Source organism: Streptomyces sp. NPDC055103 (assembly GCF_053607625.1).
This window is the reverse complement of the sequence record NZ_JBSGTX010000121.1, coordinates 1-14,029: the sequence shown is the minus strand read 5'-3', so window position 1 is coordinate 14,029 and position 14,029 is coordinate 1. Positions and strand designations below refer to the sequence as shown.

Below are 14,029 nucleotides of genomic sequence, written 5' to 3'. Positions count from 1 at the left end.
ATCCACACCGAACCCGGAAGGCCCTCACCCGTTCAAGCAGTCTCAGCCGAGACCTGCATCACCCGTCCACAACCTCCCGGGGCAATACACCTAGCGGAGGTTCTCGGTGATGTCGTAGTCGTCACCGATGATGCGGATACTGGTGAGGCCGACGGGCTTCTGGGTCGAACTCCGCACCTGGTTGATCGCGGATCTCGCCATTCCCTCGTCGTGATCACGAAGGCGGACGATCACGGCGTCGGCGCCCTGTTTCCAGCCGCTCTGGATCTCCTTGGCAATGGAGTTCCGTGCGTTCTTGCCCTGTGGCGACACGTCCTTGAACTTGGTACGGATTCCGTCGACCCAGGCGTCGAACGACCCGATCCCGCCGGGTGCCCAGTTCGACTTGTTCCGGGAATCGCCTCGGGCGACCACGTTGTGCCCCTCCTTGGCGAGCTTCCACGCGATTTCGAACTCATGGTCCTTGAACGCGAGCGGGACGTTCTTGTTCTTGAGGTTCGGCTGAGTCGCGTCGGCGAAAGTCCAGGACTCGTCGATCCGGCTCAGGACGTCCTTGACGTGATCGTCCCATCCGTCGCGCAGCTCGTAACCGAAGAACTCGATGCCGTTCTCCTCGGTGTAGCTATTCCACTTGCAGCCCATCCTCTCCCGGCCGGCGCCCCGGCAGCCCAACTCCATCGCGTCGCGGTACCTGTCCAGGACCTCGCCGTACTCGTGCTTCTCCAGCACCCAGATCTCGAAGAAGCGCCGCTCCCGCTGCTTGTGCGCGAGCTTCGCGTTGGTCCGCTCCTGCCGCTGCGCCTGGTCCTGGGTGGCGTAGGTGAGTGTCTTCTCGTATGGATCGTCCGTGTAGTCCTGACCGCCGACGTCCCAGCCGGTCGTGGTGCTGTACCGGCACGTCACCCCGAATTCGGCGCATTCGGCCGGCTTGCGGCCGGTCGGGTCCGAGAGCGTGACGGGGTTGTTGTTGGAGTACGTGTACCCGTGGGTCTGCTGCGGGTCGGCGAGGTCCATGACCGGGTCGACGGAGACGAAGCGGCCGATGGTCGGGTCGTACTCGCGGGCGCCGAGGTGGGTGAGGCCGGTGTCGGCGTCCTTGGTGCCGCCGACGAAGCCCTTGTCGCCGCGCCAGGCGGTCGGCTGGGTGCCGCGGGTCTCGCCGAAGAGGCCCGTCTTGCGCCGGACGACGGTCTGGACGGCGTCGGCCGAGACCTGGGTGGAGCCGGTGCCGTGGTGGTCGTTGAAGACGAAGGTGAGCTTGCCGGCGCTGCGCATCGCGACGGTCTGGCCGTCGACGCTGTAGTAGCGGGTGCCGGTGACGGTGCCGGTGGTCTTGTCGAGCTTGAGCTCGTTGCCGCCGGGCAGGTAGAGCGTGGTGCCCGTCGAGTCCGTACGCAGGAGCCGGGCGCCCTCGGCGTCGTAGACGTAGCTGCTGGTCCTGGTGCCCTGGACGACCGACGCGAGCCGGCCCTCGTCGTTCCAGACCAGGGTCTGCAGCGCGGCGGCGCCGATCTTGCGGGTCTCGGTGTTGCCCGAGCCGTCGTAGGTGAAGGTCTCCTCGTGCGGGTCGGTGCCGGTCTGGGTGACCTTGGGCAGGTTGTGCTTGCCGGCGGTCGGGGCGGCGTAGGTGCGCAGGGTGTCCGCGGTGGGGCCTGAGGCCGTCTTGTGGTCGGTCTCGGTCTTGCGGTTGCCGGCGGCGTCGTAGGTGTACGAGGTCCAGTAGGCGTCCTGGCCGCCGACGACCGAGGTCGAGGGAGCCGCGGCGCAGGTCTCACCGGTGTTGGTCCATGCCTCGGTGATGCGGCGCAGCGCGTCCGTCGTGAAGCACTGGGTGTCGGTGGTGCGTGCGGCGTCCTGGCCGTAGGCGGAGGCGATGGAGGTGACGGCGCCGGAGGGGTCGTAGGAGTACTTCACGTCCTCGATGCGCTGGGGTGCCACCTCCCGGTCGAGGTAGGAGCGGGTGAGCTGTCCGGTGTGCTCGTCGAACTGCCTGGAGGCCCAGAGGTGCTGGCCGAAGGCCCCGTACTCCTGCTTGACGTTCCGGCCGTAGTGGTCGTACGTGTTCGCGGAGATGAGCTGGTAGGCGCCGGCACCGACGGTCTTCAGCAGTCCGGCGCCCGCCGTGTAGGAGTTGGCCAGCTTCTCCGCGGGCAGCCCGCCGGCGGCGGGCTGCATCACCCACATGATCTGCCCGGTGTTGGCGTTGTAGGAGTTGGTCCACTTGTAGGCGCCCGCCAGTGCCGTCTGGCCCGTGACGGACGGGATGGTCACCTGCTGGAGGACCGGCTGGTAGAAGGCGTTGTAGGAGGTGGTGGCGGACTCGTACGCCTGGCCGTTGACCCAGCGGACCGACTTGGCGGGCCGGCCCTTGCCGCTGGTGGCGGTGTCGTAGGTCCACTCCGCGAGGAGCGTCGTGCCCTTCTTGAGGGCGGTCGGACGGCCCAGCGCGTCGTATGTGGTGTTCAGGGTGATCAGACGGCCGTCGGTGATGGCCGTCACCTGGTCGCCCTGGTCGTAGGTGTACTTCGAGGTGCCCTTGTCCGGGTCGTCGAGCTGGCTCAGCCGCCCCCGGGCGTCGTAGGTGTACGTCCACGTCGCGCCCGAGGGGTCGACCGTCGTGGCGACGCGGCCGCGCTTGTCGTAGGTGTACGTGGAGGTCTGCCCGGCCGACAGGTCCGTGGTCGTGTACTGCTTGTGTGCGACGGTGCGTCCGAGGGCGTCGACCTCGGTCGTCGTGGCGGTGCCTCCTCGGGGCGGGACCACCGTGGTGGTGTCACCGGTGTAGGAGGTGGTGACGCGCTTGGTCTCGTCGCCGAACCGCTTCGAGATCACGGCGGTGACCCGGCCCGCGCCGTCGTACTCGGTGTCCGTGGACGCCGGGTAGTTCAGCGCCTCACCCGTGGCCAGTACCGGCTCCGCGGCGCCGGTCGCGAAGAACCGGCCGGAGGAACGCCAGGCAAGGCCGCGCGTGTCGTAGAACGTCTCCGTCATCAGCCGTCCGGCGCCGTCCGGCGACGGCTCCTGCGTCTGGCGGGGCCGCAGCAGGCCGTCCGAGAAGGCGTAGGCCCGTACGGTAGGTGGAGTCGTGGCCGAGGGTCTTCGTGGCCGTGACTACGGGGCCGTCCTTGCGGACCGTGTACTCGAACACGTGGTTCGGGGAGTCCGGGTAGGTCGCGGCCGCACGGGTCGGAAGCCAGACCCCGGTCACCCGGCCGAGAGCGTCGTACGCGGAGGACGTCACCCTGTTGTTGGCGTCGGTGACCTGTGTGGGCTGACCCCGCAGGGGGTCCATCACCGAGGTCTCGGTGTGGCCCTTGGGGTTGGTGATGGTCACCGTGGTCGCCCGCCTCCCGGAGGCGGGCGAGTAGGCGGTCCGGGTCACGTTGCCGTAGGCGTCGGCGGCGGCGGTCTGCCGGCCGTGAACGTCGTAGCAGAGCTGCAGGCCGTCCGTTCCGCAGATGCTCGGGACGCTGTTGACGACGTCGTAGCCGTCGCCCTTGCCGTTGATCCGGTCCGTCTTCGTGATCAGACCGGCTCCCGGCAGGGTGCCGAGGGCTCCGCCGTCGTAGTAGGTCCGGACGTCGTTAATGACGTCACCGGGCCGGGAGACGGTCGCCCCACAGGCGACGGCCACGGTCTCGACCCGGCTGACCCGGTCAAGGATGCCCTTCCCGGTGTTGCGGGCGTAGCTCTTGGTGGTGCACTGCTCGTCGCCGGGCTTGACCTTGTCGCCGGTGAACGACTCGGTGGCGATCATGCCGTAGCTGTCGAAGGTGCGCGTCAGCTCGGTGGTACGGGTGCCGCCGGTGACGGCCGTACGGGCGGTCTCGCTCTCGACGCCCGTCCGGTAGGACACCAGCGCCGGCAGACCGGCCCGGACGCGGGTGGCCACCGCGGCCGAGCGCCACGGGGCGTAGGAGGTCGACGTCACCGGTTTCGACGTGTCGTCGCCGTTGTACGTCAGGTTCTCGCGGACCATGCCCGCGAACTCGGGGCGGTCGGTTTCCCCGACGCCCGCGGAGTCCTTGACGACCGCGCCGTCGATGCCACGGAAGTAGCGGGCCTCGGTCAGGGTGCGGGGGTCGTCGGCCGCGCCCGTACGGGTCTGGACCCGCTCGTAGCCGCGGGCGACCGAGTAGGTCCGCTCCTCCGCCTTGGTGAACTCGCTCTCGTTCTTGGCCCAGGCGGCTCCGTCGAGGTAGGAGTACGAGGTGACCGCCGGAGCGGACGGCGCGTCCGAAGACGGCCGACGCCGCGAGTTCGCTTGCTAAAGCGTTTCACGCCCCACCCCTCATGAATGATCAACACAATTCAGGCGCAGGTTAACAGCCGCTCGACCTGATTCGGTGACTCTGATCGGGCATGTGTGACTGAAGGGAGGTCAATCATGATCTTGCTGGGGAATGTGGTTTAAGGGTTCAGATCGACATGAAAGTGCAGGTGGGGGGCAGGGGGCGTCGTGACGCGTGGGGGTGCCTCCGGAGTTTTTGGCGGTCGAATGGCGGACGCGAGGGAATTTCTCGTGCGTGATTCCGTGGGTTTCGGTGAAACGCGACAAGGGCAGCGGAAGGCTGCCCTTGTCGGTGTGTGGCCGTGGCTGCTGCGGCAGCTTCCCGCTCAGGCGCTGAGCGGGAACTCGCCCCCCAGCTGGTGGAAGACCGCGCTGTTGAAGTCGAAGGCGCGCTTGCACTCGTCGACGATCCGCTGCTTCTCCAGGTCGTCGGCGTTCACCCCGTCGAGCAGCTCCCGGTAGGACCGCTTGAACGCGGCCGGGTTGCCGATCTCCTCGAAGACGTAGAACCGCACGCCGTCGCCCTTGCGCGTGAAGCCCCAGGTCCGCTCCGCCTTGTCGCGGATGATCTGGCCGCCCGACAGGTCGCCCAGGTAGCGCGTGTAGTGGTGGGCCACGTAACCGGCGGGCCAGTCACGGGCGCACTCGGCGACCCGCTCGGCGTACGCGACGGTGGCGGGCAGCGGGGACACCCCGGCGCGCCAGTCGGGGCCCCGCAGATGGGCGAGGTCCTGCTCGAGGGCGGCCGTGCGGAACAGCTCGGTCTGTATGAACGGCCCGGCGACCGGGTCGTCGCGCAGCGCCTCCGCGCCGTCCTCCAGGGCGCGGTACACGAACCACAGCTGCTCCGTGTAGCGGGCGTAGGCGTCGACGGCCAGGCGTCCGCCCAGGAGGTCGCCCATGAAGGACGACGTCTCCGCCTCCGTGTGCTGCTCGTGCGAAGCCGTACGGATGAGCGTGGAGAAGGGCGTGTCCAAAGCGTGCCTCCGGGACCGATGGGACGGGAACCAGTGCCGATCCTGCCAAGTTAGGCATACCTAAGTCAACTGGTTCCCGACGTCCTGTCGGTAAAGACGTACCCGTTCGAAGGGTCAGGGCAACGTCAGGATCTCGGCCCCGTTCTCCGTCACGACGAGCGTGTGCTCGAACTGGGCCGTCCGCTTGCGGTCCTTGGTGACCACGGTCCAGCCGTCGTCCCACATGTCGTAGTCGTGGGTGCCCAGCGTCAGCATCGGCTCGATGGTGAAGGTCATGCCGGTCTTGATCTCGGTGGTGTGGTGGGGCGAGTCGTAGTGCGGGACGATCAGGCCGGAGTGGAACGACGAGTTGATGCCGTGCCCGGTGAAGTCCCGGACGACCCCGTAGCCGAAGCGCTTGGCGTACGACTCGATGACCCGCCCGATGATGTTGATCTGGCGGCCCGGCCGGACGGCCTTGATGGCCCGGTTCAGGGACTCCCGAGTCCGCTCGACGAGGAGGCGCGACTCCTCGTCGACGTCGCCGCAGAGGTAGGTGGCGTTGTTGTCGCCGTGGACGCCGTTGATGTACGCCGTGACGTCCAGGTTCACGATGTCGCCGTCCCGCAGCACCGTGGAGTCCGGGATGCCGTGGCAGATGACCTCGTTGACCGAGGCGCAGAGCGACTTCGGGAAGCCGCGGTAGCCGAGGGTCGAGGGATAGGCGCCGTGGTCGCACATGTACTCGTGTGCGACCCGGTCGAGTTCGTCGGTGGTGACACCCGGAGCGATGTGCTTGGCGGCCTCCTCCATCGCCTGCGCGGCGATGCGGCCGGCGATCCGCATCCGCTCGATGGTGTCGGAATCCTGCACCTCGGGCCCGCTGTACGGGGCCGGGGCGGGCTTCCCGACGTACTCGGGGCGGCGGATGGAACCCGGGACGGAGCGGTGGGGGGAGAGCTCCCCCGGAACGAGAAGCGACTGGCCAGACATGTCAGCGAGTCTAACGACCGCGTCTGGGGTTGCGGCGTGGGCGGCAGAGTTCATCAGTGTTTCTCAGTTTTTCTCAGCTTCTCTTTGTTACGTTCTTCGCATGCGACTCAGTGATTGGGCACGCCTCCAGGGCGTTCACTATCAGACCGCCTGGAAGTGGGCGCGCGAGGGCAAGATGCCTGTACCGGTAATGAAGACGCCGACTGGTCGGTATCTTGTCCTTGCCGGGGGTGATCGAACTGCCGGAGACGTCGCCCTGTACGCCTGTGTTGCCTCCGCCGACCAGAAGCTTGATCTTGACCGGCAGGTCGCCCGGCTGACCGAGTGGGCCACCGGCAACAAGCTGGCAGTCGCTCGCGTGGTCTGCGAGGTCGGATCAGATCTGAAGGGTGCCCGGCCGAAGCTGAAGCGCCTCCTCGCCGACCCGGACGTGTCCGCGATCGTGGTGGAACGCCGGGACCGGCTCGCTCGGTTCGGGGTGGAGTACATCGAGGCGGCACTGTCGGCGCAGGGCCGCACCGTGCGCGTCGTGGATGAAGGGGAAAGGCAAGACGATCTGGTCCGCGACATGGCCGACGCGCTCACGGCGTTTTGTGTTCGCCTGTATGGCAGGCGCACCGCCCGCGACCGGGTGAAGAAGGCCCTCGCCGCAGCGGCGGAGGGCGACGCGTGAGCCACAGACAGGGTCTTCGCTTCGAACTCGCCCCTACGGACGAGCAGGTGGTCGCTATGGGCGGCCACTGCGGCCTTTCGCGAGTGGTGGAGAACTTCTGTCTGGAGACCGTGCGGAAGAAGTGGGCGCAGCGCAAGGCTGAGGAGTCTTACGGCATCACAGGGTGCGACCTCACCAAGGTGCCGTGGTCGGCCCCGGCGCTGGAGAAGGAGTGGCGCGCTGCGCACGCTGAGCGGTACCCGTGGTTCTCCGAGGGGAAAATGTCATCCCGCGTGCCGAAGGAAGCGTGCAGGGTACGAGCCGTCGGGTTTTCCAACTATCTCAAGTCGAAAAAGGGCGAGCGCCGTGGTGCCCGGATGGGATTCCCGAAGTGGCGCAAGCGTAAGCACGGCTCCCGCTTCCGGTACGACGCCGACCGAGCCAAGCCGCTGGATGCGCGGACCGTGCGCCTGCCCGCGATCGGGGACGTCGCCGTGCGTGAAGACATGTCGTGGCTCACTGACCGCATGGCCACCGGCCAGGGCCGCGTACTCGGCGCCACCGTCCGCGAGCAGGCCGGACGCTGGTGGATCTCCTTCCAGGTCGAAATCGGCCGGGACGACATCAACAAGCGCCGCCAGACGGACGCCGATGCTCCCGCCTGTGGCATCGATCTCGGCTTGAAGACCTTCGCCGTCGTCAAGAACGCGGATGGCACCACCGAGGAGATCCATGCACCCAAGCCGCTGGAAGCAGCACAGCGCGCACTCGGACGGGCGAACCGCAAGCTGGCCCGTTCGAGCGAGCACTCGAAGAACCGGGCCAAGGCCCGGCGGCGTGTCGGCCGACTGCACCTTCGGGTCGCTGACCGGCGCCGGGACTTTCTGCACAAGACCACCACCAGGCTGACGAGAACCAAGTCCGCCATCGCCGTGGAGACCCTGAGCATCCGGGGAATGGTCAAAAATCGCAGGCTGGCCCGCACCATCAGCGATGCCGGGTTCGGTGAGTTCGTCCGCCAGCTCGACTACAAGGCCGATTGGTACGGCTCCCGCATCTGGAAAGCCGACCGCTGGTTCCCTTCCTCCAAGAGGTGCAGAGACTGCGGTCGGATCAACCGCTCCCTGGCTCTGGCCGACCGAACGTGGGTGTGCCCCGGCTGCGGTGCACAGTCCACGACCGGGACGAGAAGGCGGCCGGGAACCTGCTCGACGCGATGCTCGCCGACCGCACAGCTTCACCGGAAGCCCTCGCCGGGAAGTTCCCCGGAGAGAATAAACGCCTCGTGGAGACCACGTAAGACCTTGCTCTTCGGAGTTGGCAGCGGTCGATGAAGCAGGAAGAGTCTCGGTGTAAGAATCACTGGAATTCATGCAACGGCAGCATGGTCTCGGAGGAAGGAGCCGACGACGATGGCCCTGTTCAAGAAGCGCACCGTGGGCAAACCGGGCGAGTGGTACTACTGCCTGCAGCACAAGAAGGTCGAGGAGGGTCCCGAGTGCCCGGCGAAGAACCGATTCGGCCCGTACGCCAGCCGTGAGGAGGCCTCCCACGCCATGGAGACCGCCCGCGAGCGGAACCTGGAGTGGGAGACCGACCCGCGCTGGCACGAGGGCGGACGCCCGGACGGCGACCCCCAGGCTTAGGCCTGGGCGTGACCTCAGGAGGGGGTCGGGACCGTTCAGACGGCCCCGGCCCCCTCCTGGGCCGCGACGGCCTCCTGCTGGGCCTTGCGGCGCAGCGAGTCCTCGTCCGTGTCCGCGTCGTACGTGAGCAGCTTCGGCAGCGCCAGACAGAGCAGCCCCACCGAGGCGACACAGGCCACGCCGCCCGACCAGACGGCCGCCCTGGTGCCGGTCCACCCGGCCATCACGCCCGCCCGGACCTGGCCCAGCTGCGGGCCGACGCTGTAGGAGAGCACCTCGATGCCGGCGAGCCGCCCGCGCAGCTCCTCCGGGATCGTCTGGTTCCAGATCGTGGCCCGGCCGAGTCCGCTCAGCATGTCGCCGGCGCCCGCGAAGGCCAGGCAGAGCAGCACGAGCCAGACGTTCCCGAACCAGCCGGCCGCCGCGATCGCCAGGCCCCAGCCGGCCGCGCCCCCGACCACGAGCAGCCCGTGCCGCCGCACCTTCGACGTCCAGCCGCTGGTCAGACCGAGCACCAGCGAGCCGACCGAGCCCGCCGCGTACATCAGGCCGAGGGACCAGTCCGCGTCCAGCTCGTCCGCGAGGAACGGGAAGATCGTGTTCGGGAAGGCGAAGAACATCGCCGCGAGATCGATCGCGTACGTGCCGAGCAGCACCGGCCGCGACCAGGCGTACCGCGCGCCCTCCGCGATGCCCCGCAGCGAGGGCTTCTCCGCGTCGTGCGCGGGCGGCGCGGGGGAGAGCCGGCGGCACATCAGCACCGAGGCGGCGAAGCCGACGATCGTCACCGCGTACGCCGGGGCGTGACCCGCCAGCGCGACGACGAGTCCCGCGATCGACGGGCCCGCGATGGAGCCGATCTGCCAGCGCAGCGAGTTCAGGGCGGCCGCGGCCGTCTGGTGCTCGTGCGGCACGATCCGGGCGAGCAGCGAGTCGAGCGCCGGCCGCTGGAGCCCCGCGAGCGCGGAGACCCCGGCGGCGACCACGTACAGCGGCCACAGCATCGGCTCCGGCAGCAGCGCGTTGAGCAGCAGGAGCAGGGCGAGCACACCGAGCCCCGCCTCCGTCCCCACGATCACCTTCCGCCGGTCGACCGCGTCGGCGAGGGCGCCGCCGTACAGCCCGAAGACGATCAGCGGCACCAGCTCGACCGCGCCCATCGCACCGACGGCGAGCGGCGAGTTCGTCAGCTCCTTGATCTGGAGCGGCAGGGCGATCATCGCCATCGCACTGGCGAAGTACGTCACGAGCCCCTGGCTCCAGAGGAGCCGGAAGTCGCGCGACGCGCGCCAGGGCGCCAGATCCGGGAGGAGGGCGGAGAGCTTGGACGTGGGGGAGGACACGAGGGGTCATGTTCCGGCCGGAGGACGCCCGAGGCAACCGAATATGCCGGTCAGCGGGCCGCCGAGCCCAGGAGCGGACCCCTTCCCGCCCCTCCCGCCTGCCCTACCAGCGGGCCGGCGGCGGCGCCGTCAGACGGTCGGCGAGGTCCGAGAGCCGGTCCCGGAAGCGGCGGCTCCCGCGCGGCGACGGCAGGCTGTTCTCCCCGGCCGCCGCGCTCACCAGGTGCTGCACCGTGTCCAGGTCGACCTCCGCGCCCTCCGCCACCGTGAGCGTCTCGTGGGCAAGACCCCGCACCTCCGCGTCGCCGCCGTCGAGCGAGAGCACCGTCGCCCCCGCCCGCCGGGCGTCGTGCACCCGCTGGAGCAGTCCCGCGTCCGGCCGCTCCGGCGCCACCATCAGCAGCGTCGCCCCGCGCCCCGCCGCCTCCAGGCGGCCGAGACCGACCGCCAGATGCGCCGGATCACCGGGCCGCACCCGGTGCCGCACGAGCGTGGGCGCCAGCTCCGGCAGCCCCGACCAGGCCGACTCGTCCACGAGGTGCGCCGCCAGGTGCCAGGGCTCGTACTCCTCCGTGCCGACCAGCAGCAGCCCGCCCCGGTGCGGCACGACCGAGGACCGGAGCGCCCCCGCGAAGCGGCGGGCCGCCCCGGGCCACTCCGTCCCGGCGAGCACTTCCCGCAGCAACGCGACCCGTACGGCATCCATGAGGAGGCATCCTGCCGCAGACGCGCCCCGGGAGTGGCCGGTTGTGGTGGGTTCCACCCCTACGGGACGGGCCCCTGCCACCGGACCGGTCGGTAATGTCGGCCCATGACTTCCACCGACTCCACTGCCCCCACGGCCTCCACCACCACTCCCCGGCCGGCCCCCAAGGACCCGTGGGACCTCCCCGACGTCTCCGGGCTCGTCGTCGGCGTCCTCGGCGGCACCGGCGAGCAGGGCCGCGGCCTCGCCTACCGGCTCGCCAAGGCCGGCCAGAAGGTGATCCTCGGCTCCCGTGCCGCCGACCGCGCGCAGGCCGTCGCCGAGGAGATCGGCTTCGGCGTCGAGGGCGCCGACAACACCGAGTGCGCCCGCCGCAGCGACATCGTGATCGTCGCCGTGCCGTGGGACGGGCACGCCAAGACCCTGGAGTCCCTGCGCGAGGAGCTCGCCGGGAAGCTCGTCGTCGACTGCGTCAACCCCCTCGGCTTCGACAAGAAGGGCGCCTACGCCCTCAAGCCCGAGGAGGGCTCCGCCGCCGAGCAGGCCGCCGCGCTCCTCCCGGACTCCCGGGTCGCGGCCGCCTTCCACCACCTCTCCGCGGTCCTCCTCCAGGACGCCTCCCTGGAGGAGATCGACACGGACGTGATGGTCCTCGGCGAGGAGCGCGCCGACGTCGAGCTCGTCCAGGCCCTCGCCGGCCGCATCCCCGGGATGCGCGGCGTCTTCGCCGGCCGCCTGCGCAACGCCCACCAGGTCGAGTCGCTCGTCGCGAACCTGATCTCGGTGAACCGCCGCTACAAGGCCCACGCGGGACTGCGGGTCACCGACATCTGAGCCGTCCCCCGGCCCCGAGGGAAGGCCGGGCGGGAGGCATGGGGGACACTGGACGGGCACCAGCAGCCGTACCCGGACAGGAGCCGTCCCCCATGCCCCGCCTCGCCCTCTACGCCCTCGTGGTCTGCGCCCTGGCCGTCGCCGCGGCCGTCGTCTCCTTCGTCCAGGGCAGCTTCCTGGGCGTGATCTGGATCCTCCTGGCGGGCCTCTCCTCCAACATGGCCTGGTACTACGTCCGCCGCGCGAAGGTCGAGAAGCAGGCCGCCGCACAGCAGGCCTGAGCCCGGCCGCCGCACAGCAGGCCTGAGCCCGGCCGCCGCACAGCAGGCCTGAGCCCGGCCGCCGCACAGCAGGCCTGAGCCCGGCCGCCGCACGGCAGGCCTCGGCCCGGCCGCCGCCCAGCAGGCTCAGACCTGGCAGAACTCCGGCGTCTCCTGCCAGAACCGGAACAGCTGCGAGCCGCAGTACCGGTTCTCCTCCGGCACCCCGAGGGCCTGCATCAGCGCGTCGATCGCGTCGAAGAAGGCGTCGTTGACCGCCGGCACGAACAGCAGCGCGATCACGATGAAGAAGCCGTACGGCGCGTACGGCTCGATCTGCCGCTTCACCTTGTACGAGAGCCAGGGCTCCACGACCCCGTAGCCGTCGAGACCCGGCACCGGCAGGAAGTTCAGGAGCGCCGCCGTCACCTGGAGGAACGCCAGGAACGCCAGCGCGTACCGGAAGGCCGTGGGCACGCCGTCCAGCGCGTCGAGCCAGAACGGCGCCGTGCAGACCAGCGCGAACAGGACGTTCGCCAGCGGTCCGGCCGCCGAGATGAGGCTGTGCTTCCAGCGCCCCTTGACCCGGCCCTGCTCGATGAAGACCGCCCCGCCCGGCAGACCGATCCCGCCCATGATCACGAACAGCACCGGCAGGATGATGCTCAGCCACGCGTGCGTGTAAGCGAGCGGGTTCAGGGTCAGATAGCCCTTCGCCCCGACCGTGATGTCCCCGCCGTGCAGGGCCGTGCGGGCGTGCGCGTACTCGTGGAGGCAGAGCGACACCACCCACGCCGAGGTGACGAAGAGGAACACCGCCACACCGGGCGAGGCGGCGAAGTCCGTCCACACCGCCCAGCCGGTGACGGCCATGACGGCGAGGATCGCCAGGAAGACGGGACTGATCCGCCGTTCGTGGCGCCGGTTGGTGGCCGTGGTCATCGCGGGAACTCCCAGGGGACGGAGGACTGGTGTGCGGGAAACGTACCGGGTCCCGACGGGAGTTCCGGGCCGGGCGGCGGGGCCGGGGCCGGGGCCGCGGGCTTCTCGCGGAGAATGGGTCCGTGCGTTACTCCCTGCTCGGCCCGACCCTCGCCCACACGCCCGACGGCGCCGACGTGCCCGTCGGCGGACCGCGGGTGCGCGCGCTGCTCACCGTCCTCGCCCTGCGGGCCGGCCGGACCGTGCCCGTGACGGAGCTCGTCGACGAGGTCTGGTACGGCGACGAGCCGCCCGCCGACGCGGTCGCCGCGCTCCAGGCCCTCGTCGGACGGCTGCGCAGGGCCCTTGGCCGTACGGCCGTGATCTCGGCCGACGGCGGCTACCGGCTCGACGCCCGCCCCCGGGACGTCGACGCCCACCGCTTCGAGCGGCTCACCGTCGAGGGCGTGGCCGCGCTCGGCGCGGCAGAAGCGGGGCGGGCCGACGCGGGGCGTGCTGACGCGGGGCGGGTCGACGCCCGGCGGGTCGACGCGGGGCGGGCCGCCGCCCTCCTCGACGAGGCCCTCGGTCTGTGGCGCGGGCCCGCCCTCGCCGATCTGCCGGACCGGGAAGCGGAGGCCGCCCGCTGGGAGGCCCGCCGCCTCGACGCCCGCCGTGCCCGGCTCGGCGCCGCCCTGGCCCTCGGCGAGGCGGCCGCCGCCCTCCCCGAGCTGACCGCCCTCAGCGCCGCCCACCCGCTCGACGAGCCCCTCCAGACCCTCCGTATCAGGGCCCTGCGGGACACCGGCCGCGCGGCCGAGGCCCTCGCCGCGTACGAGTCGGTCCGCCGCGCCCTCGTCAACCGCCTCGGCACGGACCCCTCCCCGGCCCTGCGCGCCCTCCACGCGGAGCTGCTCGCCCCGGCGCCGACCGCGCGGACGGAGACCCCGAGGACAGAGGCGCCGAAACCGGCCGTGCCCGGAAACCTCCGCGCCCGGCTCACCAGCTTCGTCGGCCGGGACGAGGACATCACCGCCCTTCAGGAGTCCCTGCGGACGGCCCGGCTCGTCACTCTGCTCGGGCCCGGCGGCGCCGGGAAGACGCGGCTCTCGCAGGAGGCGGCCGAGCGCGGGGCCGAGGCCTGGCCGGACGGCGTGTGGGTGGCCGAGCTCGCCCCCGTCACCGACCCGGAGGCCGTCCCCGAGGCCGTACTCGTGGCCGTCGGCGCCCGGGAGACCGTGCTGCGCGGCGCGGGGGCCGAGGAACTGCGCGGCGGCGACGACCCGCTCGACCGGCTCGTCGAGCACTGCGCCGGACGGCGGATGCTCCTGCTCCTCGACAACTGCGAGCACCTCGTCGCGGCCGCCGCCGGACTGGCCGAGACCCTGCTCGCCCGCTGTCCCGGTGTGACGGTCCTGGCGACGAGC

Annotated in this window: 13 protein-coding genes; 6 read left to right on the top strand and 7 right to left on the bottom strand. The window is 70.5% G+C overall.

Annotated elements, in window-relative coordinates:
* Nucleotides 1-90: 90 nt before the first annotated feature.
* The 4 genes from ACWFR1_RS39005 to map all read right to left on the bottom strand — a co-directional run bounded on the left by ACWFR1_RS39005 (nt 91) and on the right by map (nt 6,240).
* Complete coding sequence (locus ACWFR1_RS39005; RefSeq protein WP_453560528.1) at nt 91-2,991, bottom strand: RHS repeat-associated core domain-containing protein; 2,901 nt, start codon at nt 2,989-2,991, stop codon at nt 91-93.
* Nucleotides 2,894-3,979 (bottom strand): hypothetical protein, encoded by a 1,086-nt coding sequence (locus ACWFR1_RS39000; RefSeq protein ID WP_453560525.1) that lies wholly within the window; start codon nt 3,977-3,979, stop codon nt 2,894-2,896. Before ACWFR1_RS39000 ends, ACWFR1_RS39005 begins: the two co-directional genes overlap by 98 nt.
* Nucleotides 3,980-4,617: 638 nt before the next feature.
* Nucleotides 4,618-5,268: a biliverdin-producing heme oxygenase gene (locus ACWFR1_RS38995; RefSeq protein ID WP_453560523.1), complete on the bottom strand. Its 651-nt coding sequence runs from the start codon at nt 5,266-5,268 to the stop codon at nt 4,618-4,620.
* Nucleotides 5,269-5,382: 114 nt separating this feature from the next.
* Nucleotides 5,383-6,240: a type I methionyl aminopeptidase gene (map, locus tag ACWFR1_RS38990; RefSeq protein ID WP_453560521.1), complete on the bottom strand. Its 858-nt coding sequence runs from the start codon at nt 6,238-6,240 to the stop codon at nt 5,383-5,385.
* A 100-nt stretch (nt 6,241-6,340) separates the two neighbouring features.
* On the opposite strand from map, the gene ACWFR1_RS38985 reads away from it, so the two are divergent.
* From ACWFR1_RS38985 to ACWFR1_RS38975, 3 genes are all read left to right on the top strand, one after another.
* Entirely contained in the window at nt 6,341-6,913 is a 573-nt protein-coding gene (locus ACWFR1_RS38985; protein WP_453560519.1) for an IS607 family transposase, read from the top strand.
* Nucleotides 6,910-8,226 (top strand): RNA-guided endonuclease InsQ/TnpB family protein, encoded by a 1,317-nt coding sequence (locus ACWFR1_RS38980; protein WP_453560517.1) that lies wholly within the window; start codon nt 6,910-6,912, stop codon nt 8,224-8,226. The genes ACWFR1_RS38985 and ACWFR1_RS38980 overlap by 4 nt, the downstream gene beginning before the upstream one ends.
* 78 nt (nt 8,227-8,304) lie before the next feature.
* The gene (locus ACWFR1_RS38975) at nt 8,305-8,538 is read left to right on the top strand and encodes a hypothetical protein (protein ID WP_453560515.1); all 234 of its coding nucleotides are present in this window, start codon (nt 8,305-8,307) and stop codon (nt 8,536-8,538) included.
* Nucleotides 8,539-8,573: 35 nt separating this feature from the next.
* On the opposite strand, the gene ACWFR1_RS38970 is transcribed toward ACWFR1_RS38975, so the two are convergent.
* Nucleotides 8,574-9,881: an MFS transporter gene (locus ACWFR1_RS38970; protein WP_453560512.1), complete on the bottom strand. Its 1,308-nt coding sequence runs from the start codon at nt 9,879-9,881 to the stop codon at nt 8,574-8,576.
* Nucleotides 9,882-9,984: 103 nt separating this feature from the next.
* Nucleotides 9,985-10,587 carry a hypothetical protein gene (locus ACWFR1_RS38965; RefSeq protein WP_453560509.1) on the bottom strand — a complete coding sequence of 201 codons (603 nt, stop codon included), beginning with the start codon at nt 10,585-10,587 and terminating at the stop codon, nt 9,985-9,987.
* Between the two features lie 105 nt (nt 10,588-10,692).
* Here ACWFR1_RS38965 and npdG point away from each other — a divergent pair, with 105 nt between their 5' ends.
* A complete protein-coding gene (gene npdG, locus ACWFR1_RS38960) occupies nt 10,693-11,421 on the top strand; it encodes an NADPH-dependent F420 reductase (RefSeq protein WP_453560507.1) in 729 nt (242 codons plus the stop codon).
* Nucleotides 11,422-11,459: 38 nt separating this feature from the next.
* Nucleotides 11,460-11,702, top strand: coding sequence for a hypothetical protein (locus ACWFR1_RS38955; RefSeq protein WP_453560504.1), 243 nt, complete (start codon nt 11,460-11,462; stop codon nt 11,700-11,702).
* A 126-nt stretch (nt 11,703-11,828) separates the two neighbouring features.
* Here ACWFR1_RS38955 and ACWFR1_RS38950 read toward each other — a convergent pair whose 3' ends face one another.
* Complete coding sequence (locus tag ACWFR1_RS38950) at nt 11,829-12,623, bottom strand: site-2 protease family protein (protein ID WP_453560502.1); 795 nt, start codon at nt 12,621-12,623, stop codon at nt 11,829-11,831.
* Nucleotides 12,624-12,745: 122 nt separating this feature from the next.
* On the opposite strand from ACWFR1_RS38950, the gene ACWFR1_RS38945 reads away from it, so the two are divergent.
* On the top strand, nt 12,746-14,029 hold a 1,284-nt coding region (locus ACWFR1_RS38945; protein WP_453560499.1), incomplete at its 3' end, for an AfsR/SARP family transcriptional regulator.